The sequence below is a fragment of the Chryseobacterium ginsengisoli genome (genome assembly GCF_039542325.1).
Lineage (GTDB): Bacteria > Bacteroidota > Bacteroidia > Flavobacteriales > Weeksellaceae > Chryseobacterium > Chryseobacterium ginsengisoli.
Genome location: NZ_BAABHX010000002.1, coordinates 194,769 through 221,548 on the forward strand (window position 1 = coordinate 194,769; position 26,780 = coordinate 221,548).

At 32.5% G+C, this 26,780-nt stretch carries 24 protein-coding genes and 1 tRNA gene; 14 read left to right on the top strand and 11 right to left on the bottom strand.

What is annotated here, in order from left to right:
• Positions 1-12: 12 nt before the first annotated feature.
• The gene (locus ABD940_RS05940) at positions 13-630 is read right to left on the bottom strand and encodes a SanA/YdcF family protein (RefSeq protein ID WP_345201005.1); all 618 of its coding nucleotides are present in this window, start codon (positions 628-630) and stop codon (positions 13-15) included.
• Positions 627-1,751 (bottom strand): 2Fe-2S iron-sulfur cluster-binding protein, encoded by a 1,125-nt coding sequence (locus ABD940_RS05945; RefSeq protein ID WP_345201007.1) that lies wholly within the window; start codon positions 1,749-1,751, stop codon positions 627-629. The genes ABD940_RS05940 and ABD940_RS05945 overlap by 4 nt, the downstream gene beginning before the upstream one ends.
• Positions 1,752-1,783: 32 nt before the next feature.
• Here ABD940_RS05945 and ABD940_RS05950 point away from each other — a divergent pair, with 32 nt between their 5' ends.
• The 8 genes from ABD940_RS05950 to ABD940_RS05985 all read left to right on the top strand — a co-directional run bounded on the left by ABD940_RS05950 (position 1,784) and on the right by ABD940_RS05985 (position 11,064).
• Positions 1,784-2,335 carry a TlpA family protein disulfide reductase gene (locus ABD940_RS05950; protein ID WP_345201009.1) on the top strand — a complete coding sequence of 184 codons (552 nt, stop codon included), beginning with the start codon at positions 1,784-1,786 and terminating at the stop codon, positions 2,333-2,335.
• A gap of 15 nt (positions 2,336-2,350) precedes the next feature.
• A complete protein-coding gene (locus ABD940_RS05955; protein WP_345201012.1) occupies positions 2,351-3,322 on the top strand; it encodes a FecCD family ABC transporter permease in 972 nt (323 codons plus the stop codon).
• Positions 3,323-3,475: 153 nt separating this feature from the next.
• Positions 3,476-4,399 carry an ABC transporter ATP-binding protein gene (locus ABD940_RS05960; RefSeq protein WP_345201015.1) on the top strand — a complete coding sequence of 308 codons (924 nt, stop codon included), beginning with the start codon at positions 3,476-3,478 and terminating at the stop codon, positions 4,397-4,399.
• Between the two features lie 166 nt (positions 4,400-4,565).
• The gene (locus tag ABD940_RS05965; protein WP_345202616.1) at positions 4,566-5,015 is read left to right on the top strand and encodes a MarR family winged helix-turn-helix transcriptional regulator; all 450 of its coding nucleotides are present in this window, start codon (positions 4,566-4,568) and stop codon (positions 5,013-5,015) included.
• A 21-nt stretch (positions 5,016-5,036) separates the two neighbouring features.
• Positions 5,037-7,430: a 3-hydroxyacyl-CoA dehydrogenase/enoyl-CoA hydratase family protein gene (locus ABD940_RS05970; RefSeq protein ID WP_345201017.1), complete on the top strand. Its 2,394-nt coding sequence runs from the start codon at positions 5,037-5,039 to the stop codon at positions 7,428-7,430.
• 83 nt (positions 7,431-7,513) lie between these two features.
• Positions 7,514-7,978, top strand: a complete 465-nt coding sequence (gene tnpA / locus ABD940_RS05975; RefSeq protein WP_345201020.1) for an IS200/IS605 family transposase — start codon at positions 7,514-7,516, stop codon at positions 7,976-7,978.
• 109 nt (positions 7,979-8,087) lie between these two features.
• Entirely contained in the window at positions 8,088-9,266 is a 1,179-nt protein-coding gene (locus ABD940_RS05980; RefSeq protein ID WP_345201022.1) for a thiolase family protein, read from the top strand.
• Positions 9,267-9,285: 19 nt separating this feature from the next.
• The gene (locus ABD940_RS05985; protein WP_345201024.1) at positions 9,286-11,064 is read left to right on the top strand and encodes an acyl-CoA dehydrogenase family protein; all 1,779 of its coding nucleotides are present in this window, start codon (positions 9,286-9,288) and stop codon (positions 11,062-11,064) included.
• Positions 11,065-11,119: 55 nt separating this feature from the next.
• Here ABD940_RS05985 and ABD940_RS05990 read toward each other — a convergent pair whose 3' ends face one another.
• Entirely contained in the window at positions 11,120-11,524 is a 405-nt protein-coding gene (locus tag ABD940_RS05990) for a DUF805 domain-containing protein (RefSeq protein WP_345201026.1), read from the bottom strand.
• 195 nt (positions 11,525-11,719) lie between these two features.
• Here ABD940_RS05990 and ABD940_RS05995 point away from each other — a divergent pair, with 195 nt between their 5' ends.
• From ABD940_RS05995 to ABD940_RS06005, 3 genes are all read left to right on the top strand, one after another.
• A complete protein-coding gene (locus ABD940_RS05995) occupies positions 11,720-11,869 on the top strand; it encodes a hypothetical protein (protein WP_345201028.1) in 150 nt (49 codons plus the stop codon).
• 68 nt (positions 11,870-11,937) lie between these two features.
• Entirely contained in the window at positions 11,938-12,270 is a 333-nt protein-coding gene (locus ABD940_RS06000; RefSeq protein ID WP_345201030.1) for a YegP family protein, read from the top strand.
• A gap of 80 nt (positions 12,271-12,350) precedes the next feature.
• Entirely contained in the window at positions 12,351-12,797 is a 447-nt protein-coding gene (locus ABD940_RS06005) for a phosphohydrolase (protein WP_345201032.1), read from the top strand.
• 73 nt (positions 12,798-12,870) lie between these two features.
• On the opposite strand, the gene ABD940_RS06010 is transcribed toward ABD940_RS06005, so the two are convergent.
• The 4 genes from ABD940_RS06010 to ABD940_RS06025 all read right to left on the bottom strand — a co-directional run bounded on the left by ABD940_RS06010 (position 12,871) and on the right by ABD940_RS06025 (position 17,257).
• Entirely contained in the window at positions 12,871-13,587 is a 717-nt protein-coding gene (locus ABD940_RS06010; protein WP_345201034.1) for a DUF2490 domain-containing protein, read from the bottom strand.
• Between the two features lie 73 nt (positions 13,588-13,660).
• Positions 13,661-15,472: a TonB-dependent receptor plug domain-containing protein gene (locus tag ABD940_RS06015; RefSeq protein WP_345201036.1), complete on the bottom strand. Its 1,812-nt coding sequence runs from the start codon at positions 15,470-15,472 to the stop codon at positions 13,661-13,663.
• 415 nt (positions 15,473-15,887) lie between these two features.
• Positions 15,888-16,106 carry a hypothetical protein gene (locus tag ABD940_RS06020; RefSeq protein ID WP_345201038.1) on the bottom strand — a complete coding sequence of 73 codons (219 nt, stop codon included), beginning with the start codon at positions 16,104-16,106 and terminating at the stop codon, positions 15,888-15,890.
• Positions 16,107-16,315: 209 nt separating this feature from the next.
• On the bottom strand, positions 16,316-17,257 hold the full coding sequence (locus tag ABD940_RS06025) for an IS1595 family transposase (protein ID WP_345201040.1): 942 nt from the start codon (positions 17,255-17,257) through the stop codon (positions 16,316-16,318).
• Between the two features lie 192 nt (positions 17,258-17,449).
• On the opposite strand from ABD940_RS06025, the gene uvrA reads away from it, so the two are divergent.
• The gene (gene uvrA / locus ABD940_RS06030; RefSeq protein WP_345201042.1) at positions 17,450-20,242 is read left to right on the top strand and encodes an excinuclease ABC subunit UvrA; all 2,793 of its coding nucleotides are present in this window, start codon (positions 17,450-17,452) and stop codon (positions 20,240-20,242) included.
• A gap of 162 nt (positions 20,243-20,404) precedes the next feature.
• Here the strand turns inward: uvrA and ABD940_RS06035 are convergent, their stop codons facing one another.
• Together ABD940_RS06035 and ABD940_RS06040 are read right to left on the bottom strand one after the other, a co-directional pair.
• Entirely contained in the window at positions 20,405-21,040 is a 636-nt protein-coding gene (locus ABD940_RS06035; RefSeq protein WP_345201044.1) for an NAD(P)-dependent oxidoreductase, read from the bottom strand.
• Positions 21,041-21,273: 233 nt separating this feature from the next.
• On the bottom strand, positions 21,274-23,106 hold the full coding sequence (locus tag ABD940_RS06040; protein WP_345201046.1) for a T9SS type A sorting domain-containing protein: 1,833 nt from the start codon (positions 23,104-23,106) through the stop codon (positions 21,274-21,276).
• A gap of 393 nt (positions 23,107-23,499) precedes the next feature.
• On the opposite strand from ABD940_RS06040, the gene ABD940_RS06045 reads away from it, so the two are divergent.
• Positions 23,500-23,571, top strand: a tRNA-Arg gene (locus ABD940_RS06045).
• A gap of 88 nt (positions 23,572-23,659) precedes the next feature.
• Positions 23,660-25,237, top strand: a complete 1,578-nt coding sequence (locus ABD940_RS06050; RefSeq protein ID WP_345201048.1) for a tetratricopeptide repeat protein — start codon at positions 23,660-23,662, stop codon at positions 25,235-25,237.
• Between the two features lie 67 nt (positions 25,238-25,304).
• Here ABD940_RS06050 and ABD940_RS06055 read toward each other — a convergent pair whose 3' ends face one another.
• Entirely contained in the window at positions 25,305-25,760 is a 456-nt protein-coding gene (locus ABD940_RS06055; protein WP_345201050.1) for a hypothetical protein, read from the bottom strand.
• A gap of 100 nt (positions 25,761-25,860) precedes the next feature.
• Positions 25,861-26,775, bottom strand: a complete 915-nt coding sequence (locus tag ABD940_RS06060; protein WP_345201052.1) for a helix-turn-helix domain-containing protein — start codon at positions 26,773-26,775, stop codon at positions 25,861-25,863.
• Between the last annotated feature and the right edge of the window lie 5 nt (positions 26,776-26,780).

The following is a 26,780-nucleotide window of genomic DNA, read 5'->3' on the forward strand; positions in this document are numbered from 1 at the left end:
GAATATGCCATTCTAATCCGGAGAAATTCCCAAAGCAAAATACAGAACAGCAACCGTTCTCGCAAGTATTTCCCGAAATTGGTTTCTGTAGTAGCTTTCAGGCTTTGTAACATCCTGAGCATCAAAACCTAAAGCATTCATATTGTTGTTTCTTGCAAAAAGCAAAGCCCGAAGATTATGAAATCCCTGAGAAACAATAATTACATTATCTTTTTTGTAAACATCTTTGCATCGTAAAATGCTTTTGTAAGTATTAAAACCTTTTGGATCTTCAAGAATAATTTCTTCCGGAACACCTTCCTGATAAATCAGATAGTTTTTCATCGCTGCAGGTTCATCATATCCTTTACTTTTTTCACCACTCACAAGGATCTTTTTTATTTTTCCGTGATGATAAAGCAAAGCAGCGGCATCCATCCTTTTCGTAAAGTAAGGATTCGATAAGCCCGATCTCATTTTAGGTGAAGTTCCTAAAACAAGTGCAACTTCACGGGGAGGAATTTTTGAAATTTTGGTATAGGTTCTTCCATCTGTAAGAGCAAAAACCCATGCATTCGCAAGACATATCAACAGAATTCCAATTTCTATTGATATGAATATCAGGTTAAATATGTTTTTTATTATTCTCAACTAAGGTCAAAGTTAAGCTTTATTTTTTTGCTTTTCGCAATAGACATACAAGCTAAAATATGTCCTCTCTCCTCTTCTTTCTCCGTCAAATATTCATTTTCCAATAATTCAACTTCGCCTTCTTCAAGGATACATTCGCAACTTCCGCATATTCCGGATTTGCATGAATAAGGTACAGGAAATTTCTGAATTAGCAACTGCTGAAGAAGCTTTTCTTCATTATTTGGCAATTTAGTCTGAAAATCCTTTCCTAACATTCTGAATTCCAACTCAACATTTTCAATTAAAGGAAAATCTTTTTCAACAGGATAAATATCATCATTAAATTCTTCAAAAAGTTCAAAATGAATATTTTTTTTCGGAATTCCGTGATGATAACAAGCATTGGCAAGCGTTTTAATCATGTCTCCTTTTCCACAGATCAAAACTTCATCTACCGCATCCCAAATAGTGGATTCTTCATCGGTATCATCCAAATGTAAAATTTGATTGATAATTAAAGCCAATTTTTTATCATCCAGCCTTCCGTGAAAAAAACTATTGGTTGTTTTTTCCCGTGAGAAAAAGTAAAAAATCTGCAATCTGTCGCCACATATTTTGGCAAGCTGATCAAGCTGATTTCTGTAAATTAGATCTTCTGAACTTTTATTTCCAAAAAAAAGGAACATCCTGGTTCTCGGTTCGTTATGAAGAATATTTTTAAAGTGACTTAAAATTGGTGTAATTCCGATTCCGGCAGCAAAACCTACAATCGTTCTGAATTCATGAGGTTTTGAAATTAAAGTAAACCTTCCACTCGGTTCACTTACAAGCAGATTATCTCCTATATTATAATTTTCAAACAACTGTGAGGTTGCTCCATCAGGAGAATTTACTTTTATTCCCAACGATATTTTTTTCTCAAAAGGCGCTGAGGTCATCGAGTAATCATTAATAATATCTTCACCGTGAGACTGAAATTTTATACTAACAAACTGTCCTGCTTCAAAATCAAAATTCTTCTTCAGATTCTCGGGAATTTCAAACTCCAGAGAAAAAGTATTTTTGGTCAGTTCTTCCTTTTTCGTTATTTTTAGCCAGTGAAACTGCGTCAGTTTCCCCTTATAGATTTGTTGTTCCATACTTCAATTCAAAAATAGATAAAAAATAATTTATGAAGAAGATAATTTTATGTACCCTTGTTTTGGTTTCTGTTTTCAGTTGTAAAAAAGAAAGTCAGAAAAATGCAGAAAATGCAACATCTGTAGATTCTATTTCGACTTCTGAACCTTCTGCGGCAGTTTCATTAAAAACATTTACTCCCGACAAAATATCGGAAGTTTTAAATAAAAAAAATGACACTCTGTATGTAACCAACTTTTTTGCAACCTGGTGCGGTCCATGTGTAAAAGAAATCCCGCATTTCAATGCTAAAATAGCGGAATTAAAAGGAAAACCCGTAAAAATCACCTTTGTAAGTTTAGACCAAAAAGATATTTGGAATTCTGAAGTTCCTCGTTTTACAAAAGAACATGGAATTCAGGATCATACTGTTCTTTTGGACGGACAACTTTTGGACGCGAATTTTTTCAAGAATAATTTTAAACAATGGGATGGCGGTGCAATTCCGTTTACATTCATGAGAAAAGGCGAAAAAACCGATGAAACTTTGGGAATGATTACTGAAGAACAGCTTAATGAGAAAATTAATTCTCTTTTAAAATAGCTTTAGGCTTTTATAATGTCAAAAAAATTCAGAATCCTGTGTTTATTTTTATTCATCGCAATTGTATTGACTGCGGTTATTAATCTAAACACAGGATTTTTAAGTTTAAATTTTCTTGATTTTTTTCAGAATTCATCAAATAGTCAGATCGCTGAAATCCGTGTAAACCGAGTTTTGGTAATGCTTTTGGCTGGAATTTCCATTCCGACTTCGGGTTTTTTGATGCAGGAATATTTCCAGAATCCTTTAGCCGGTCCTGATATTTTAGGAATTACTTCTATCGCAAGTTTGTCAGTGGCGTTTTATATATTTTTTTCCTATAATATTTCTCTTCCTGATTTTCTTCAAAACAGCCTTTTAAGTTTATCATCTATTGTCGGAAGTTTGCTTTTGATGTTGGTTTTACTTTCCATGTCCAATAAATTTCAGGATAAATCTTACTTAATTATTTTCGGGTTTTTAGTTTCAGCTTTTGCGGGAGCGATTGTTTCATTATTACAATTCTATGCTGAAAATCAAAGCCTGAAAAACTATATTTTATGGTCTTTTGGAGCAAATAATATGGTTTCCAGAAATCAGATTTATGTTTTATCAATTTTAGTTTTAATAGGATTATTTGTTTGTTTTAAAAGTATAAAACCTTTAATTGGAAATTCGTTGGGAACTTCTTATGCACAAAGTTTAGGAGTTAATTTAAATCAATTAAAAATCTTCATCATTGTTGCATCTTCCCTACTTTCGGCTTCTGTTACGGCATTTTTAGGACCTATTTTGTTTATAGGAATTATTGTCCCGCATTTTTGCAGATTGATATATAATCCCGCAAAGCTTTGGCAACAATGGATTTTGAATATGTTTTTGGGAATGTTGATGATGTTATTTTTCTCAATTATTGCAGAGAAATCTCAAATTCCTTTGAATGTGATAAGCTCAGTTTTTGGAATTCCTGTGATCTTGATGATGCTTTTGAAACAGAATAAGGTTTAAAGCGAATGAGTGAATTGTGAATTTTAAATAAAAACATCCATTTTGTCATTCCGTAGGAATCTAAATTAACTTTGTGGAGATGCTTTCAGCATGACAAACGAAACGTAAATAAATCTGCAAAATCCGCGAGAAAAGAAATAAATATTAAACAAAATGCACCTACAAATCAACCAAGCAAACATAGGCTACGATAAAACCTTAATTTCAAATGCAAATGCAACCTTGAATTTAGGAGAAGTATGCCTATTGATTGGTAATAACGGTGTCGGAAAAACTACTTTAATTAAATCCATTTTACATCAGATCCCTCTTTTAAGCGGAGAAATTTTTATCAACCATAAAAATATAAAGAATCTTTCCGTTAAAGAGATTGCAGAAAATATTGCAGTTGTTTTTTCAAAATCGATTATTCCACAAAATTATACTGTTGAAGATCTTATTTCGTTAGGGAAATACATTTATTATCCTTTTTATTTTGAGCTTAAAAAAGAAGACAGAAACGAAGTTTCAGATATTATTGAGCAACTGGATTTAGTTCAATATAAAAATACTTTGCTTAAAAATTTATCTGATGGAAATCTTCAAAAAGCTTTTATTGGAAGGGCTTTAACGCAGAATTCACCTATCATTATTCTTGATGAACCTACAACACATTTAGATGAAAAAAATAAAATTATCATCTTAAAAACACTTCGAAAATTAGCTAAAGAACAAAATAAATTAATCCTTTTTTCGTCTCACGATTGGCGTTTGGCAAAAGAATTTGCAGATAAAATTTGGTATGTAAAAGACAATCATTTATACTCCGGAATTGTGGAAGATGTTTTACTACAGCATGATGAATTAACGAACGCTTTTTTATTTCAGGTTAATGAAAATTTTGTGGCTCCGAAAATTATTGCACCTGATTTTTATAAAGAAATGCTGTATTCTTTGCTTCAAAAAAACTTTCAAAAAGATCTGTCTTCATTAAATTTTGAGTTTCAAAACAACTTTTGGCTTATTTCTAACGATTCAATCAAACAACAATGTGAATCTTTTGAAGAAATTGTTAATTTCGTGAAAACCATTTATTAATCAACGATTTTGTTTAAATATTTCACATACTATGCATGCATAGTATTATGCTAATCATACAATTTAATCAACTACATATCAATACATTAACAAATTTTAACGTTAATAAATACTATGCATGCATAATATTTGCTAAATTTGGGTAAAACCATTTCAGCAAAATATGATGGATAATAATAAAGACAAAATAGAAAATGTAGATTTAATTTTAAAACAGACTTGGTTAGCTGTTTCTAAAATGTACACAGATCTCGCTCAGGAACACGATTCTACGGCTGTTCAGGCGCTTACTCTTCTTAAAATTGACCCAAAAGAAGGGACAAGAAGTACAAATCTAGGTCCTAAAATGGCGATCGAACCTACTTCTTTAACGAGAATTATCAAACTTCTTGAAGACAATGGATATATCTATAAGGAAAAAACCACAACAGATAAACGTGAAGTAATCATTAAACTTACAGATAAGGGATTGAATTCCAGAAACATGTCTAAAGAAGTTGTAGTGAATTTCAATAAAAGAATCATGGAAAAAATTGCTCCTGAAAAACTGGAAACTTTCAAGGAAGTGATGTGCGAAATTATGAAAATCGCTACTGATTTAAACAATAGAAAATAATAAACAAATCAATAAATCAAAATGAAAAGAAGAATCAAACACGTAACGGTTCTTGGTTCAGGAATTATGGGAAGCGGTATTGCGGCTCACTTCGCTAATATTGGCGTAGAAGTTTCGCTTTTGGATATCGTTCCTTTTGAATTAACTGAAGCAGAACAGAAAAAAGGTTTGACCAAAGATGACAAAGCGGTAAGAAACAGAATCGCTTCTGAAAACTTTGAAAAACTGAAAAAAGCAAGTCCGGCTCTACTCTATTCTCCGAAATTCGCAGATAGAATCAAGGTTGGAAATTTTGATGATGATTTACCAAAAATAAAAAATACAGACTGGATTATTGAGGTTGTAGTTGAAAGACTGGACATCAAAAAATCAGTTTACGAAAAAATCGAACAGTTCAGAAAACCCGGAACTTTAGTTTCTTCAAACACTTCCGGAATTCCAATTAATATGTTGGTGGAAGGAAGAAGCGATGATTTCAAACATTATTTTGCAGGAACACATTTCTTTAATCCTGTAAGATATCTTCCTCTTTTAGAGATTATTCCTACAACTGATACAGCTCCGGAAATCATTGATTTCTACATGAATTATGGAGCAAAATTCTTAGGCAAAACAACCGTTTTAGCAAAAGATACTCCTGCATTTATCGCGAACAGAATTGGTGTTTTCTCAATGATGGATTTGCTTCACAATGTTCAGAAATTAGGATTAACTGTTTCTGAAGTTGATAAATTAACAGGTCCAGTAATCGGTCGTCCAAAATCTGCGACATTCAGAACTGCTGATGTTGTTGGATTGGATACATTGGTAATGGTGGCAAATGGCGTTCGTAACAGCGGTGTTGAGGCTAATAATTTCAATGACGTTTTTGCACTTCCAGATTACATCCAGAAAATGGTTGATAATAAATGGTTAGGTTCAAAAACTGAACAAGGTTTTTATAAAAAAGTGAAAAATGCAGAAGGAAAATCTGAAATTCACGGATTAAATCTTGATACTTTAGAATATGAGCTTCAAGGAAAATCTTCTTTCCCGACTTTAGAATTAACTAAAAATATTGATAAACCAATTGACAGATTCAAGGTCTTAATTGGCGGGAAAGATAAAGCTGGAGAGCTTTACAGAAAATCTTTAGGTGCATTATTCGCTTACGTTTCGCATAAAGTTCCTGAAATTTCTGATGAAGTCTACAAAATCGACGACGCGATGAGAGCTGGTTTCGGTTGGGAAAACGGTCCGTTTGAAATCTGGGATTCTGTTGGTGTTCAAAAAGGTATCGAATTGGCTAAAGATGCGGGTTACGAAGTTTCAGACTGGGTGAAGAACGTAGAGACTTTCTATAAAGTTAATCATGAAGGACAAACGATTTATGTTGATAAAAATTCAGGAGAATACAACAAAATTCCGGGTCAGGATTCTTTCATTATTTTAGATAATATCAGAAAAAATAAAACGCTTTGGAGTAATTCAGGAGCTTCGATTGAAGATTTAGGCGACGGAATTATCAACTTCGAAATCCGTTCTAAAATGAATTCTTTAGGAGGTGAAGTTTTAGATGGATTAAACAGAGCAATTGATTTAGCTGAAAAAGAATATGATGGATTAGTTATCGGAAATCAAGGCACAAATTTCTCTGTTGGAGCCAATTTAGCCATGATTTTAATGATGGCAATCGAACAGGATTGGGACGATTTGAATATGGCAATCGCTTATTTCCAGAAATCGATGATGAGAGTTCGTTACTCTTCTATTCCTGTCGTAGTTGCTCCTCACGGAATGACGCTTGGTGGTGGTTGCGAAATGACCATGCACGCCGACAGAGTTGTCGCAGCAGCAGAAACTTACATCGGATTGGTTGAAACCGGAGTTGGTGTAATTCCTGGTGGTGGTGGAACGAAAGAATTGACATTGAGAACTTCAAGAGAATTCCACAGTGATGATATTAAAAACAACAGACTTCGTGAAGCTTTCATGAATATCGCGATGGGTAAAGTAGCAACTTCTGCTTACGAAGCTTACGATATGGGAATTCTTGAAAAAGGAAAAGATATCGTAGCAGTTGATAAAAGAACGCAAATAAAAACGGCAAAAATGTTGGCAATAAGTTTAGCCGAACATGGTTATACTCAACCAATCGAACAAAAAGTAAAAGTTCTTGGTAAAGATGCTTTGGGAATGTTCTACGTTGGAACTGACCAAATGTTAACAGGAAATTTCATCTCTGCACACGACAAGAAAATTGCAGATAAACTAGCCAACGTAATGGTCGGTGGAAATCTTTCCGAACCAACAATCGTAACTGAACAATACCTATTGAATCTTGAAAGAGAAACGTTCTTACAGCTTTGTGGTGAGAGAAAAACTTTGGAGAGAATTCAATACATGTTACAAAACGGAAAACCTTTGAGAAATTAATGGGGAGCTCCGTAGGAGCGAACTGTTAATAGCAGAATAGTTTTAGAAGACATCAAGCCTCGTAGAGGCGACCTGTTAATTTTATGGCAAACACATACACACAAATTTATATTCAAATTGTTTTCGCCGTTAAAGGAAGACAAAACCTGATTTCAAAAGAAAACAGAGAAGAATTACATAAATTTATTACAGGTATTGTTTCCAATAGAAATCAAAAATTATTCGCAGTTTTTGCAATGCCTGACCATGTACACATTCTTGTAAGTTTAAGTCCAGCTATTTCAATTTCAGATTTAGTAAGAGATATTAAAGCAGGTTCTTCAAAATTTATTAATGAAAAAGGATGGATGAAGGGGAAATTCAATTGGCAGGAAGGATACGGAGCATTTTCCTATTCCAAAAGCAGTGTTGATTCGGTTATAAAGTATATTTTAAACCAAGAAGAATATCATAAAAAGAAAACATTTAGAGAAGAATATTTGGATTTTATGTCAAAATTTGAAATAGAATATGATCCTAAATATTTATTTGAGTGGGTTGAAGATTAACAGGTCGCTCCTACGGAGCTCCGCAAGCAAAGCAAAAATAAAAGCTATTAACATTTTACCTCTACGAGGCAAAAAAATTCTCAGAAAATAATATTAATCAATAAAAAATATGAAAACAGCATATATAGTAAAGGGTTTCAGAACTGCCGTTGGAAAAGCTCCAAAAGGAAGTTTAAGATTTACAAGACCCGATGTAATGGCGGCTACAGTTATTGAAAAATTAATGGCTGAACTTCCGCAATTAGACAAAAACAGAATCGATGACCTTATCGTTGGAAACGCAATGCCGGAAGCTGAGCAAGGCTTGAACGTTGCCCGTTTGATCTCTTTAATGGGATTGAATACAGACAAAGTTCCCGGAGTTACCGTAAACAGATATTGTGCATCAGGAAGTGAGGCAATTGCGATTGCTTCAGCAAAAATTCAGGCAGGAATGGCTGATTGTATTATTGCAGGAGGTACAGAATCAATGTCTTACATACCAATGGGTGGTTACAAGCCGGTTCCTGAAACGGATATTGCAAAAACAAACCCTGATTATTATTGGGGAATGGGTTACACTGCAGAAGAGGTTGCAAAACAATATAATATCACAAGAGAAGAACAGGATCAGTTCGCTTTTGAATCTCATATGAAAGCTTTAAAAGCCAATCAGGAAGGTAAATTTGCGAACCAGATTGTTTCAATTCCTGTTGAATATAATTTCCTTGATGAAAACCAGAAAATGCAAACTAAAAAGTTTGACTTTTCAGTTGATGAAGGTCCAAGAGCTGATACTTCTTTGGCTGGTTTGGCTAAATTAAGACCAGTTTTTGCCAACGGAGGAAGCGTAACTGCCGGAAACTCTTCTCAAATGAGTGATGGAGCAGCTTTCGTGATGGTGATGAGTGAAGAAATGGTAAAAGAATTAGGGTTGGAACCAGAAGCAAGATTAGTTGCTTATGCAGCTGCTGGTCTTGAACCAAGAATTATGGGAATGGGACCAATTTATGCAATTCCAAAAGCTTTAAAACAAGCCGGTTTAGAATTAAAAGATATTGAATTAATTGAATTAAACGAAGCATTCGCATCACAATCTGTTGCTATCAAAAAAGAATTAGGCTTAAATCCTGATATCTTAAATGTAAACGGAGGTGCAATCGCATTGGGGCACCCACTTGGATGTACTGGAACAAAATTAACCGTTCAACTTCTTGACGAAATGAGAAAACGCGGAAACAAATACGGAATGGTTTCTATGTGTGTGGGAACGGGACAGGGAGCTGCTTCGATTTTTGAATTATTATAACTAAAAAATAAAGTATTAAATGGGAAATATATTAAAAGGAGGAGAATTCTTAATCAAGGAAATTCCTGCAAACGAAATTTTCAGTCTTGAAGAACTGAGTGAAGAACAAAAAATGCTTCGCGATTCTGCGAAAGAATTTATAGATAGAGAAGTAATTCCGCACCACGATCGTTTTGAGAAAAAAGATTATGCGTTGACGGAACAAACAATGCGCAAATTAGGAGAAATGGGATTGTTGGGAATCACTGTTCCTGAAGAATACGGCGGACTTGGAATGGGATTCGTGAGTACGATGTTAGCTTGTGATTATGTTTCGGGAGGAAACGGCTCATTAGCAACAGCTTACGGAGCTCATACAGGAATTGGTACATTACCTACTCTTCTTTATGGAAGTGAAGAGTTAAAAAAGAAATACCTTCCGGATTTAGCTACAGGAACAAAATTCGGAGCCTATTGCTTGACTGAGCCAGATGCTGGTTCTGATGCCAACTCAGGAAAGACAAGAGCAAAATTGTCTGAAGACGGAAAACATTACATCATCAACGGACAGAAAATGTGGATTTCCAATGCAGGTTTTGCAGATACTTTCACTTTGTTTGCGAAAATTGATGATGATAAAAACATCACCGGTTTTGTAATCAACCGTTCAGAATTGGAAAATCCTGAAAGCTTAACTTTTGGTGAAGAAGAGCACAAATTAGGTATCCGTTCCTCTTCTACTCGTCAGGTTTTCTTCAATGATATGAAAGTTCCTGTTGAGAATATGTTGGGTGAAAGAAACAATGGTTTCAAAATCGCTTTGAATGCATTGAATGTTGGGAGAATTAAATTAGCTGCTGCCAATCTTGACGGACAAAGAAGAATTTTAAACCACTCTATTCAATATTCAAACGAGAGAAAACAGTTTGGAGTTTCTATTTCAACTTTCGGAGCAATCAGAAAGAAAATTGCTGAAATGTCAACTGGGGTTTTCGTTAGTGAGGCTGGTTCTTACCGTTTAGCAAAAAATGTTGAAGATAAAATTGCAGAATTAGTTGCTGGAGGGATGGATCATCAACAAGCTGAATTAAAAGGTGTTGAAGAATTCGCAGTAGAAGCTTCTATCCTTAAAGTTTTCGTATCAGATCTTACTCAAAATACAGCTGATGAAGGAATCCAAATCTATGGTGGAATGGGATTCTCAGAGGACACTCCAATGGAAGCTGCATGGAGAGATGCAAGAATTGGAAGAATTTATGAAGGAACCAACGAAATCAACAGACTTCTTGCGGTTGGAATGTTAATCAAAAGAGCAATGAAAGGTGAATTAGACCTACTTTCTCCTGCAATGGCAATCAGCAAAGAATTGATGGGAATTCCGTCATTCGAAGTTCCTGATTATTCTGCATTTATGAGCGAAGAAAAAGCAATTATCGCAAATCTTAAGAAAGTTTTCTTAATGGTTTCCGGAGCTGCTCTTCAAAAATACATGATGGATGTTGAGAAACAGCAACATTTATTATTAAATGCTTCTGAAATTCTTAATCAAATCTACATGGCTGAATCTGCAGTTTTAAGAGCTGAAAAACATTTCTCTGCTGATTCTGTAGAAGCTGCAATGGCTCAGTTAAATCTTTACAAAGCAATTGACAAAATCATCGCTGGTGCAAAAGAAGGAATTGTTTCTTTTGCTGAAGGTGACGAACAGAGAATGATGCTTTCTGGCTTGAGAAGATTTACAAAATATACAAATAGTCCAAATGTAGTGGCATTAACTGAAAAAGTAGCTGCACATTTTATTGAAAAAGGAAGCTATTAATAACTTCCTTTATATAGATATAAAAAATCCCGAAGTAATTTCGGGATTTTTTTGATTAAATATCTTTTTTTCCGATTTCATTTATTTCGTTGAAATTCTCTTTAGGATTTACACCGTATTGATTTCTTCCCGGAGTTCCTTCCGTAGCACAAAGTATTAATAACCAGATTCCTCCAATAATTGGAATGAAAGCTATGAAAAACCACCATCCACTCTTATCAATATCATGCATTCTTCTGACAAATACCGCTAAACCAGGGATAAAAGTCGCCAATGCATAAAGCAAATAAATATATCCGTAAGGGATTTCCGGTGTGAACTTCAATCCTAAGATATTATCCAGTACTGCTGCTATAATTGCAAAAATCATATTGAATAAGAGATACATCCAATATTCTGTTCTTCTAGCTCTTCCATCAAAATCAGCGTACTGTTTTAATACTTTTAAATACCATTTCATAGTTATAATTTTTTGTTTGTTAATTCCAAAAATAATGATTTTTATTTCTTTACAGTAATTATTTTAAATATAATTGCTAATCTGAATGAATATATGTTCAGTTTTATATAGATTTTCTAGCGAAATAATAAAATGAGATTTCAAACAACTTTAAATTCAAATATTTTTTTTATTTTTATCAAAACTATTTCACAAATGAAAATATTATTTCCAATTCTCTTGATTTCGGTTTCTCTTTCTGCACAGGAAAAGGAGAAAAAACAAGTCTTTTCCAGAATGAATACTACAAAAATGCAGAAGCTTGATCTTACGGATTATAAAATGCTTAATTCAATGACTCCTTAAGATGCAAAATCAGAAGAAAAAAACAATTACCAAAAAGCAAATAAGTACAATTTTTAAATATACAAAACATGGGAAAATTTATTATTTCTAAAAGAACAAATGGTGATCATCAGTTTAACTTGAAAGCAGTAAACGGACAGGTTATTTTGACCAGTCAGGGATATAATTCCAAATCAGGATGCGAAAATGGTATCGATTCTGTAAGGAAAAATGCACCGGATGATTCTAAATTTGAAAGACTTACGGCTAAAGACGGACGTTGGTATTTTAACTTAAAAGCAACAAACGGACAAATCATCGGAACAAGCCAAATGTACGAATCCGACAATGGAATGGAGAAAGGTATTGAGTCCGTAAAAACCAACGCTCCGAACGCTTCTGTAGAAGTAGAAGCAAACTAATGATATTATGTAAAATAATTCATAAAAAATGTCTCAAATCTTGAGGCATTTTTTATTTTTGTATTCTACTTTATTTAAAAATGACAAAAGACGAAATGCTCCACAGAGCAATAAAAATAGCTGATAAAGCACACAAAGGTCAAACCGACAAATATCATGCTCCTTACATTGCTCACGTAATGCGTGTCATGGAATACGGAAAAACGATGGACGAAAAAATCGTAGGAGTTTTACACGATGTTGTGGAAGATCATCCTGTAGAATTCAGTTTGGATTACTTGAGAGGTGAAGGTTTCCCCGAATATATTATTTTCGCAATCAGCTGTCTTACAAAATTCGACCCGGATGAAGAATATGACGATTTTGTGAAAAGAACGGAGCGTTCTCCGCTTGCTGTTGCTGTAAAATTAAACGATCTTCGTGATAATATGGATTTAAGAAGAGTAAACAGAGAACTTAATCCAAAAGATATCAAAAGATTTAATAAATATCTGAAAGCATATCATTATTTGATTGATAAATACTAAAAAGAAAAACCTTCCTGAATCAATAGATCTAAGGAAGGTTTGTTTTATTTTCAAGGCAAAATCAGAAAATTTCTTAATCTGCTCCAGGATAATCAAATGTTTTCACAGGGTGATTGGTTCCGTCGATATTGATATTTAAAGCAACATACAGGAAATGAAAATTTTGGTTGTTGGTTGCATTAAATTCTCTCTGCCAAAGATAGCCTGCTGCAACTCCAAAATTATCATCGATCTGATAACCGCCTCCTGCATAAACTCTGTTTCTTGCAAAAGTAGGTTTCATCGGACTTACAAGAAAAATCTCGTCATAAACATTGGCAAAAACAGTCCCTTTTTTCACTTCTTTTGCATTCAAAGGTACGCTCACATTCAGACGATAACGGTAACGCATTCTTTCTGAACTTTTATCAGTTTGAGGTTCATAAAACCAGCTTTTTTCTGTGCGTAAACGGTTTTCAAATTTCACAACACCTTTTTTGATGTCGATTACATCCTGTAGCCAAACTCTGAACTCTTCTTTGTTGATGGCATGCTCTTTATAAGTTGCATATCTTCCAAAACCGATAAAAGGCTTATGATTTTTGGTAAGATAATATCCTAATCCTCCTTTTATTTCATAATAATCCGGATAAGTAAAATCTTCAATACTTCTCATTTGACCTTCTGCATAAAGGAAAAACTTGGGATGAAACTTATAGGTTAAAGTCACAGCACCGAAGCCGGAAATATGTTCCTGTGCTTTTAAAAATGTAAGACTTAAAAGTAAACTAAGGCTTAAAAAGAGTTTCATTTAAAAAATTTTTGCAAATGTAAATGAATTAACAATTTCGTAATATTAACTTTAATTCATCATTAATTAACATTTATTTAATATTGATATTATAAGAAAAACCAATATGGAACCATCTTTTCGGCATCATAACTCCAAAAGTTTCTGTGTATGAAGTATTTGTTACATTATTAATTAAAACATAAACAGAATAGTCTTTTTTAGCAAAACTTAATTTTTCGTCTACTAAGTTATAACTTCCGTTATTCAGTCTTTGATTGTATCTGTAAACAACTTCATTGGTAAAGCTTTTCAGGAATTTTGTCTCTAATTTTGCAATGAACTGATGTTTAAGATTATCCAAAACATATCTTGCTACAAAATCACTTGGCTTGTTTAATTTATTATCTAAATAAGTATACCCGACTGTATATTTCAGCCAATTCAAGATTTGATGATTCAGCTCAAGTTCTACTCCTTTTACTTTTGTATCTCCTACATTCTGAGCATACCAAACCGAATCATTTAAGTTCATTTTTGTCCAGTCGATAGAATTATCTGCATTCCTTAAAAATCCGCTTGCCTTTGCTAAAATATTTTTTGTCTGATATTGATAACCAATTTCTGCATATACTGCACTTTCAGGTAATAAATTTGGATTTCCTACTTCGGTTTTACTTACATAATAAAGATCTGTAAATGTCGGAACTCTATGAACTTTTGCAATATTTCCGTAGATTTTATTATTTTGATTAAAGCTATATCCGACGTCTAAACCTGGATAGAAAAAGTTTCCTTCCTTGGAATAATTTGCCCACGAAATTCCGGGACTGATGTTTAATTTTTTATCCAATAAAGAAAAATTATGCTCGAAGAAAACCTGTGAAACAAAACGATTTCTATCACCCAAATTATTACTTGCTAAAAATTCTTTTCTCAACTCCACTCCGATTCCAGTTGTTCCCAATCCCCATTCGTAGCTGGAATTCACTTCTCCGCCTACATTATTTCCGATGTGCATATTTCGATAGATTTCAGGCTTTTCCCTGTTGTACAGATACATATCCTGTCCTCTTCTCCAATAAACATTTGAGCTCAGTTTTAATTTTCCAAATTTTTGCTGATGTGCAAGACTCACAACAGAAGCCTGTGTTTCTTCATATTGATCCAACGCTTTTGGAGATGAATAAAAACCGTTTGCTCCAAACTTTTTTTCAGAAAAACCGGCTTGTAATCTGATGTCGCCGTCTTTTATATTTAATTTACTTTGATAAAAAATATTCCTGATTTCATAGTCTGTATTATACATATATCCTTGCGAACTCGAAGAATTTGCCTGTAAAGAATTTGAGAATTTTTCATTTCCCAATTGAGCATTCAGACCAAAACCATATGTTTCGTAATCACCTCCTTCAGCACTTATTTTAACTCTTTTCCCTGGATTTGTTTTCGTAATTACATTGATGACTCCTGCGTAAGCATTTTGCCCGAAACGTCTTGCAGCAGGACCTTTTATGACTTCAATTCTCTCTACATCATCAAGATCTACAGGAAGATTCATAGAATTGTGCCCTGTTTGAGAATCATTCATTCTGATACCATTTAAAAGCAAAAGAACCTGCTCAAAAGAACTTCCGCGGAAGCCTATATCACTTTGTACCCCATTTGCACCTCTCCTTCTGATGTCCATACCGGGAATTTGCTGAAGAATCTCGTCAATACTTTTTGCCGGAGAATTGGCAATTTCCTCTTTTGTAATGACCGTAATATTTTGATTGGCGCTTTTGTAAGGTGTAGAAAAAAGTTTCCCTTGAACTTCAATTGTCTCAATATCCGTTGATTTTTCCTGTGCATGTGCGAAAAATAATGTTCCTAAAAAAAGGACAGGAAGTATTTTTTTAATCATAAAATCAGAATTATTCTCAGTTAGTTTCGTGAGCCCAAAAGTACTGGAGTTCGTGAAGACATACAAATGATAGTTGTCATAAAAAAGATGCGACCGCATTGGACGCATCTTGGGAAGTAATTTCGTTATCTTTTTCTCATTAAATGTGTAACTAGATCTCTGAATAATTTTCTCATTTCTATATTACATATTTATGAATACAATTTTAACAAATTTTAAAATACAAAACAATACCGTGAACTTAAAAAAACTTAAAATCTTTAAAATTTAACATTGAATACCAATTATATGCAATGGATAACATTTTTTATTTACACAAATTTTTGAATTTTAAATATTTTAAATAAGTCAAATCTTGCTATAGAATATCGTTTATTTCTATGGTAATTACATACAATTCTACACTAAGTGAATTTTATTTCTTATTGAATATTCCTTTAATTTTCACATCAAATTCTGTACAAACGGTAACGTGTTGAGCTTTAATTACTTTAACATTATTAACAGTAATTATTTTGTCAATATTAATTTTTAAATCACTGTGATTGTTTTTAATATCAGCAATATCAAAATATTCAATTCCTTGGTAGATAATGCTTTTAACATTTCTTTGTTTTAATAATTTTAGTGTCATTTTGTTTTTGGCTATTAAGTTATTATAATTATATTAAAATTTATCTTCATCATCATAATTAAAATAACATCCACAAAAATGAGAAAATTTCAACTAATAATTTATGAGTTCAATCTTCTTTTATAATCTTCTCTTTTTATCAAAACCAACATTTATCTTTTAATTTCAATTTCTTATTTTCAATATCTACTTAATTAATATTCAGTATTTTATTCAAATTTACTGGAAAAAATTAAATCTTTATATTTTGTTCTGACATCACTGTTTGTTAACAGATATTTGAATCTCTCCCCATCCGAAATTTCTCTTAAATTAAATTTATAAACGAACTCGTCTACATATTTCTGAAGATGCTTTCTGGAAACATGATTATGAATTCCACAAACAGAATTTTTCAGAATTTTCCATGAACCTTCAATGTTGTTCGTATGTATTGTGTTATCCTGAAGACTTACATATTCTTTTTTTGAATGATCGATAACTTTATGATCATAATATTTATCCAATCCTTCATAAGCCCACCATTCATCACTTATCAATTTTGTAGTTTCCTGGTTTATATATCTGTAAATAAGAGGTTGAATACTTGCTTTTTTTGTATCTTCTATTACAAAAGCATTCATCTTCCCTCCTCTTTGCAACATTCCCATCACCGGAACTTTGTCTTTAAAATTTCTTCCCCGAGAGTTTTTTACTTTTTTATCTTTATGCCTGTTCTTATTTTTCCCTCCTATAAAAGTTTCATCACACTCCACAATGCCATCAAGTTCGTTACTATTTTCAATGCCAAAGCAGGCACGTATTCTTTGCAACATAAACCACGCTGTCTTTTGTGTCACATCAATATCTTTAGCTAGCTGAAGAGAACTTATTCCCTTTTTATATGAAGTAACCAACCATATTGCCAAAAACCATTTCCGTAAGCTTATTTTAGTGTTTTCGAACATTGAGCCTGTTTTAACATTAAAATATTTGCCCGTGTTCTTACATTTATAGCGATTCTTACTGCATTTATAAATCTGAGACTCAGAATCAAAAGGACTTTCTACAATTCCGCCCCATCTCATTTGTTCCAGGTAATCGATACATATTTCTTCTGTTGAAAAAGTCTGTAAAAGTTCAAATACAGACTTTATACTTGTGTTTATCATGGTATAGTAAAATTACAAATTATTAATTCTTATCTTAAATAGATGCATTTTATTTAATAAAGGTTCACTAAAAAGATAAAAATTAACATAATTATAACTTTTCACTTAGTGTAGAATTGTATGTAATTACCAAAATTTATATACTAGTATTATCCACCAAAAATTCGTAATTTTGTTAGTCTTAATTTTACTATGGCTAATACAACAGATATAGATATTAAAAAGCAGATTTTCGTTAAGAATGCACATCTTAACAATCTGAAACACATAGATGTTCTCATCCCGAAAAATAAACTGATTGTCATTACAGGAGTTTCAGGAAGTGGAAAATCTTCATTGGCTTTTGATACGATTTATGCGGAAGGACAGAGAAGATATGTCGAGAGTTTGAGCTCTTATGCACGTCAGTTTTTGGGAAAATTAGAAAAACCCAAAGTTGATGATATTAAAGGTTTAGCGCCTTCGATTGCTATTCAACAGAAAGTAATTTCTTCGAATCCGAGATCTACTGTCGGAACCTCAACAGAGATTTACGATTATATGAAACTTCTTTTCGCAAGAATCGGGAAAACCTATTCTCCGGTTTCGGGTGAAGAAGTGAAAAAAGATTCGGTGACCGATGTTGTGGATTTTATTAAATCATCCAAAAAAGATACTTCGTTCTTGTTAACAGCTCCTTATGAATATGATGCTGCGAATTTTGGAGAGAATTTAAATGTTTTGAAACTTGCCGGTTTCACAAGATTGGAAATCAACGGAAATGTCGCAGGAATCGAAGATCTTGAAAGTTTTGGTTTCACTCCGGAAAAAGGAATGGTAATCAATCTTGTGATCGATCGTTTTTCTTATGAAGAAGATGAAAGTTTCCTTCAGCGCTTGGCAGATTCTATTCAGATGGCTTTCTATGAAGGTCGTGGATATTGTTCATTAAAAGATGCCGATACAGGAAAAATCAAAGAATTCTCCAATAAATTTGAGCTTGACGGAATAGAATTTCTAGAACCGAATGTTCATTTTTTCAGCTTTAATAATCCTTACGGAGCTTGTCCGACTTGTGAAGGTTACGGAAAAGTAATTGGGATTGATGAAGATTTGGTAATTCCGAATAAAACATTGTCAGTTTTCGAAGACACTGTTGCTTCATGGAGAGGTGAAAGTATGAGCGAATGGAAAAAAGATTTCATTAAAAAAGCAAAAGACTTTCCTATTCATAAACCTTACCATCAATTGACCAAAGAACAGAAAAAATATCTTTGGAAAGGTGATGGGAAAAGTACCTTCCCTTCGATTGATAATTTCTTCAAAATGCTTGAGGAAAATTTATACAAAATCCAGTATCGAGTAATGCTTTCCCGCTATCGTGGAAAAACACTTTGCCCGACTTGCGAAGGCTTGAGATTACGTGAAGAAACAACTTGGGTTAAAATCGATGGACACAATATCCAGTCGATGATTGAACTTCCCTTGGATGAACTTTTTCCTTTGATCAATAGTTTGAAATTATCAGAACATGATAAAGAAGTTGCCAAAAGATTATTATATGAAATTACGACCCGTCTTGAGTTTTTATTGAAAGTCGGTTTAGGATATTTAACGTTAAACAGAACTTCAAACACACTTTCAGGTGGTGAAAGCCAGAGAATTAATCTAGCTACAAGTTTGGGAAGTTCTTTGGTAGGTTCTATTTATATTTTGGATGAGCCGTCAATCGGTCTTCATTCGAGGGATACAGAAAATTTAATTGAGGTTCTAAAAAATCTTCGCGATCTTGGAAATACGGTAATCGTCGTAGAACACGATGAAGACGTAATGAAGGCTGCAGATTATATTATTGATATTGGTCCTGAAGCTGGTTATTTGGGCGGTGAACTGGTTTTTGCAGGAGATTATAAAGAACTAAAGGATGCAGATACTTTAACTTCAAAATATTTAACCGGAAGATTAGAAATTGAAGTTCCGAAGAAGCGCAGAAAAGCAAAAGAATGGATTCATATAAAAGGAGCGCGTCAAAATAATTTAAAAAATATTGATGTTGATGTTCCTTTGGAAAGTTTAGTTGTGATTTCCGGAGTTTCAGGAAGTGGAAAATCTACTTTAATGAAAGAGATTCTGACGAATGATATTCAGATTCAGCTTGGAATGGGAGGAAAAAAAGGAGATTATGATTCTGTTGATTTCCCGACAAAACTAATTAAGCATATAGAATTAATCGATCAGAACCCAATCGGAAAATCTTCCCGTTCAAATCCTGTAACCTATCTGAAAGCTTATGACGACATCAGAGATTTATTTGCCAAGCAAAAAATTTCTAAAATGATGGGGTATAAACCTAAACATTTCTCTTTCAACGTTGATGGTGGAAGATGCGACGAATGTAAAGGTGAAGGTGTGATCAGTGTTTCAATGCAGTTCATGGCGGATATCGAGCTTGAATGTGAAGTTTGTAAAGGAACACGTTTCAAAAACGAAATTCTGGAAGTGAAATTTGACGAAAAAAATATTTCGGATATTCTTCACATGACCGTTGATGAATCTTTGGAATTTTTCAAAGATAATAATGAAGAGAAAATTGTAACCAAATTAAGACCTCTGCAAGATGTTGGTTTGGGATATTTGCAGTTGGGACAAAGCTCTTCTACGCTTTCCGGAGGTGAAGCACAGCGTGTGAAATTGGCTTCGTTTCTGGTAAAAGGTGTAACAACGGACAAAACTTTGTTTATTTTTGATGAGCCTTCAACAGGTCTTCATTTCCATGATATTCAGAAGCTGTTAAAATCTTTACAGGCGTTGATCGATTTGGGGCATTCTGTAATCGTTATTGAGCATCAACCGGATATTATAAAATCTGCCGATTACATTATCGACATTGGTCCGGAAGCCGGAAAATACGGTGGTGAAGTTGTTTTCACAGGAACTCCGGAAGATTTAGCAAAAAATAAAAAATCTCATACAGCGAAATACATTAAAGAAAAGCTGGAGAATTAAAATAGAACAGAGAGTAAAAATTTACTCTCTGTTTTTTATTTAAACCATTAAGAAAAATTAAGCTGTTAAGTTTCATTAAGAAAATCATTCTGATTTTAAATTAAAAACACGACTAAACTTAATATTCTTAATTTCTTAAACTAAATCTTAATGTTTAAAAAATTAAATATTATACAAAAACGGACTTTGTTTAATAAAAGCTTGATCATCAATTTGAGAAACCAAAAATTCGCCTAAATCTGTTGTAGAAATATTTTCTCCTTTACAATCTTCCAAACTCGTTTCTGTTTTAAAACTTTCGGAAGTCTGAATAATTAAAGGAAGTCTTACCAAAGTCCAATCCAGATTGCTTTCTGTAAGAAGTTCGTACTCTTTTTGTTTATCTGCAGTTGTTTTTGGATAATTTTGATACATCCAGTCGGTTGCCATTTTTACCTTTTCATTTTTGTTGTCAAAAGGTGTATTTACATTCAATCCGGTTGTTACGATATATCTTTTTATTCCATAAAAATTCATTGCTTTAATAATATTTTTTGAAGCATCACTAAAGATTGTCTCCTCTCCTCTTGGCTGTCCCAAAGTACTGATAACTAAGTCACAGTTTTTAATTAAATTATTGACCGAGTTATAATTTCTCGCATCACCTTTTACAATTTCAATTAAAGGATTTTTAAGCTCAAAATTCTCTGGATTTCGTAATAATAATTTGATTGAATAATTTTTATTTAAAAGACTTTGAACAAGATATTTTCCTGATTTTCCTGTTCCGCCGATTACGGCTATTGTATTTGTTTTCATATGATTTCTCTTTATATGTAGGCGAAAAAAGCAAATAAGCTATAGAGCTCACCATTTTGTTATAAAATAATAGATTTTTAGGGGCTCAGAAGTTTGAACCTTGAGGTTTCAGGTTCTAGAATTATACCTGAATATTTAGATAATATTTATAAAGAGATTTTAATGGAATAAAGATAACAAATTCAAATAGATAAAAAAAGAGAAAGCTCAAAAAACAGCCTTCTCTTACATTTTTATTTTACAGACATTTTAAATGTCTTAATCCTTTCATTTTTTTCGGAATTTATTTCAAGAAGGTAATTTCCTTTTGATAATTCATTTTGCAAATTGAATTCATGTGTTTTATTTTTATCCAAAGATATCTGTTTCAATAATCTTCCTGACAAATCAAAAATTTTCAATGTGGAATTTTGCTTTTCCAAAATACTTCCTGTAATATAGAATTTACCATTATTAGGATTATCATACAGCTTTAAATCTTCGTTCTTATCTATGTCTGAAGTTCCAAGCTGTGATTCTTTTAAGGAAAATTTAGCTATAAAACCAAAAGGCATGCCTGCTCCCGGATTGGTCATTGCAGGATATGAAGCTCCGGTAGTTCCAATTCCTGTAGAAGCTCCGGTAGTTCCCCATAATATTAAAGAACCGTCATTCAAAAATTTTGGGTTTAGCTGTTCTCCATAAATTGTACCTCCACTTCCTCCGTAATAAGAAGACCATTTTCTGTTACCATCTGCATCAAATTCAGTAAAATACATATTGCTTACCGCATTGGACGGAGTGGTAAGATAAGCATTGGGAGTAGAAATATTATCCGTATTCCCAAATTGGTTTCCTGTCATAACAATCCTGTTTCCAAGAATAGATAAATTCGGGCTTCCAATTATTTCATCATCTCCATTACTTCCAAAATAAGTACTCCAGACTCGGTTTCCTGTATAATCGAATTTACTCAAAAATAAATCCCCATCACCGGTCAATTGGTTTTTAAAACCTCCCGGAGTTGCAAAATAGTTCGGATAGGCTGCATCATTAGTGTGTCCTGAAAGATATAATCCTGTTTCATTTACTTCAAGGTCATAAATTCCTAGTCCTGAATATGATGTAATTGATGGTGTTCCATAATAAGTTCCCCAAACTTTTTGTCCTGTATCTCCATCAAACTTAGAAATAATTTGTATAGAAGGTGTATTAGGCTGAAAAGTTCCGGATGTGATGTAATTGTTGGGCATATTTGAATTTATATTCCCCCCAAACATATACAAACCATTATTATATATTTCCATATCCTGAATTCCTAAAACAGAATAAGTTCCCCAAATTTTCTGCCCAAAAGGATTGAATTTTACAATAACAGAATTTGTAGATGTATCAGAAGTTGTAGAGTAATTAATATAATATTCCTGGAAAACACCACTGTTTGATAATCCCGCAATTTCAGTGTTTACCGCTCCTACAAAATAAATATTTCCATTTTCATCACCTCTTAAGAATGGCAAATTTTCAGCTGTTGAAGGAAGATAGGTTGTCCATAGTAAATTTTGATTGCCATCGTATTTTGATAAGGTATAAGTAAAATTCGCACTCGAAGCAGGACTCTGTAACCATGTTCCAGCAGTTGCTAAATTAGGAACAGAGCCCCAATACCTGTTGATGTAATAAAAATTATTTGATGAGTCAATATAAGTAAGGCGTTTGTAAGTAAAATCGCTAATAGAGCCTGAACTTATGTAGCTTCCTTTAAGCATTTGTCCTTGCGGTGAAAATTTTGTTTCATAATACGCAAAAGCACCTAAAGTTGGAGCCGTAATGGTGTTTCCTCCTCCATTTACAAACTGATTGTAATAAGATGCATTATATCCTGACTGAAACATTACCGAACCTTTTGTATATATATTTTTTTGATTATCTACCTGAATAGAAGTTTCGTCATATCCCAAATCCTGTAAAACCGTACCGTTACCTCCTACATACGAACCCCAATCTTTTACATAAGGAAATGTTTGAGAATTTGCAGTAAAGCCCAAATAAAAGACTGAAATCAATAAAGAAATTTTTATTTTCATGGTTATATTTTATAATTCACGCTAAAGATAATTATTTATTTTTAACTAAAGATTTCAAGTATGCCCGTATACATTGAAAATTAACCCAATTACTTATCCACATTTTCTTGTGGATAACTTGTGAATTTTAACATTAAATTCATTGTAAATAAAAAATTTATTCCTACATTTACTATGTAATAAATCTGAAATGAATTCAATTTTTGCTTTTTTCAGTTTTGGAATTGCAATTAAATTTATAAAAATTTAAGCACAGCATTGTCGGCTGTGCTTTTTTATTGTTGTCTAATTAAAAAAATGAGATGTATTTATCTACTGAATCCGCTTCTAAAGAGCGGATTCTTTTATCTTTGGACTTAAATATTTCATTTTCAGATCATAACTTTAAAATTCGGTCTCATAGTTCAATGGATAGAATAGAAGTTTCCTAAACTTTAGATCCAAGTTCGATTCTTGGTGAGACCACATTTTAACAGACTTTTGATTAGAATAAAATATTAGCCTAAAAAGTTCTACTTTTGCTAAACTCTCTCTTTTCAAACTGTACAAAATTATGACTAAAAATTTTTATTATTTATTATTACTAATTCTTACAATTTCCTGTACCAATCCAACAGAAAAACAAAAACTAGCTGAAGAAAGTTTTCAAAAAAAAGAAATCGCCGTGCTCGATCAATTGGAGTTTTCGGGTAATCCTCAGTTAATTATCAAAACAGCAGAAGAATCAAAACGATATGCTAAAAAAATCAATTATGATTACGGTATATTCAAATGTAATATGTCATTAATATTTGCCTTTAATGCAAGTGGAAAATATAAAGAAGCAACTTTAATAGGTAAAGAAAATGATGCATTAGTCGGTAAAATAAAAGCTGATTATATTGTTTGTCTTAATTATACAAATATTGCTTCGGCATATTCATATTTAGGTTTATTGGATGAAGCTGAAAATTACCTGAACAAAGCATTGGCTTATAACGAAAAACTAAAAAACGACGATGATAAATATTATTCTTTAGCCGGAATATATAGCGGTTTTGCTTTTGTAGAAGGTATGAGAGGAGAATCACCCAATTTGATTAAAGTACAAAAAAGTTATCTGAAACAATTATCAGCGTTACAACAGGTCGGTGAAAATAATAAAAAAATCGCACAGAAGAAAAATGCTCAATTATCAATGCTCTATCTAAATTTGGGTATTACAAGCAGCGAATTGAAAAACCCACAGGAAGCAAAAAGCTATTTTCAGAAATCTTTGAGTATTTGTAAAAAATATAAATTTGCGAATAACAATACTCCCCTTTTTGTACACACTGAAATAGCAAGACTTTTCCTTGATCAGAAAAACTATGACAGCTGTATAGTTTATGCTCAGAAAGGAATTATGCTTGAGAAAAAAGGTCATTTTCCTGAAATAAGAAGAGACTTGTTCGAGATACTTTACAGATCCAATTCAAAAAAAGGAAATCATCAGGATTCTGAGAAATACACCAATCTCTACATGAAACTAAATGACAGCTTAACGAATGCTCAGAAAAGAGGTATCAATACCCCTGTAAAAGTCATCATGGAAAAGAAAGAAAAAGAGAAAAACAGTACTGTGAAAAATGTTATTATTATTTCTGCTATCATTTCATTCGTGCTTTTATTATGCGGTTGGCTATTCTGGAAAACAAAAAACAAAAAGCTTCAGAAAGATTATCAAAAACTGATTGAAAGATCAAAATTCAATAATCAAAATACTGGAATTTCGGCAGAAAATAATTCAACAAGCGTTGCGGCAAACGCTTTATTAGAAAAATTAAATAATTTTGAAAAATCTAAAGAATTTACTCGCAAAAATATTAGCCTTACTTCTATAGCCGATCAATTGGAAACAGCTCCTGATTCTCTTTCTGATACTATTCAACAATACAAGCAAAAAACATTTAATAATTATATCAACGATTTAAGGATAGAACATGTTGTTTATCTTTTATATTCCAATCCTAAAATTAGAATTTATAAAGAAGATGAACTTGCAAAAAATATTGGGTTTACTTCAAAAACAGAATTTGCTTCAGCATTTAAGAAAACAACAGGAATACCTCTTTCCTATTTCATTAAAAAACTGGAATCAGAATCAAAATAAAAATTTGTTTTGGACAAAAAAAATCAGACATTGAATATTTCAGTGTCTGATTTTTTTAAGCATAAAATTAATTTCGCTTTTTCTTTTTATAAATTGGTTTCTCTTCAGAAAAATAGATACTTCCAATCACATTTTTATCTTCATAAACCCAAACACTTGCATATTTCAGTTTAGGAAGATTTTCAAGTTTAAAATCATAAATAAAAACATCTACAGGATCAACACCTTTAAAATCATCATACGTGTAAGCAGAATTAAAATTCAAAACCTCCATTTTACCATTTTCTTCGCAGGCTTTTGGGAATTTTTTATAAAGTTCAGATTCGATTCTTTTATCAATTAAAAAACCTTTGAATTCTGTATAATCTTTATCATGACATTTTCTGATATATTCATCAATAAAGCTTTTCCCAACTTTCAGTCTTTCCTTATCAACTTTAGAGTCATTAATTTTAGAATAAGATTTTTGTCCGAAACCGAAGACGAAAAGGTTGATAAAACCTAGAAGAAGTAATTTTTTCATGCATTTGTTTTTTAGAGTTGCAAAAATAAAATTTAAACCTTATAAAACAAAAAATGCCCGTAAAATTTACAGGCATTCATTGAGAATTTATAATATAGTTTTAATTAAAAGACAGTTTATAACTTAAAGGCGTTGTATTCGTTTTCTTTTTAAATAACTTATTGAAAGACTGTGAATGTTCAAATCCTAATTGATAAGCCACTTCCGAAACCGAAAAATTTGTCGTAGTAAGATATTCTTTAGCCTTTTCGATTAGCTTTTCATGAATATGTTGCTGAGCATTTTGTCCGGTCAGATTTCGAAGCATATCACTTAAATAATGAGTTGAAAGGTTAAGCTCGGAAGCCAGAAATTCTACCGTAGGAAGACCTTTTGTCAATGTTTCCTGTTTATTGAAATAATTATCTAAAACATCTTCCATTTTAGAAAGGAAATCACTGTTTACAGCTTTTCTGGTGATAAATTGTCGTTTATAAAAGCGGTTGCTGTAATTCAGTAAAACCTCAATATAAGAGATGATTACATCCTGACTAATTTCGTCAATCGTTGTGTGAAGTTCATCATTAATATTATCCAATAATCCTACAATTAGAGTCTTTTCCTTTTCCGATAAATGTAATGCTTCATTGGTATCGTAGGAAAAGAAGCCATATTTTTTGATATTTTTCGCTAAAGGATAATTTCTTAAAAACTCAGGATGAATAAACATCGTATAACCTTTATATTCAGCCTCTGAATCTGTAAATAAGATCTGATTCGGAGCTGTGAACATCATTCCGCCTTCATTAAAATCATAATATCCCTGTCCGTAACCCATCTTTCCGTTATCAGAAAATTTGTAGGAAATTTTATAAAAACCAAGTGTAAAAGTTCGGTCAAGATAACATTTATCGACCTCCATTTTCGTATTATCCACCAAACTGATCAGCGGATGAAGCGGCTTCTGAACACCCAAAATCTGGTGAAGCTCAGAAATCGACGAAAATTTCAAAGGAGAATTGTCTTTCTTTTCCATAATAT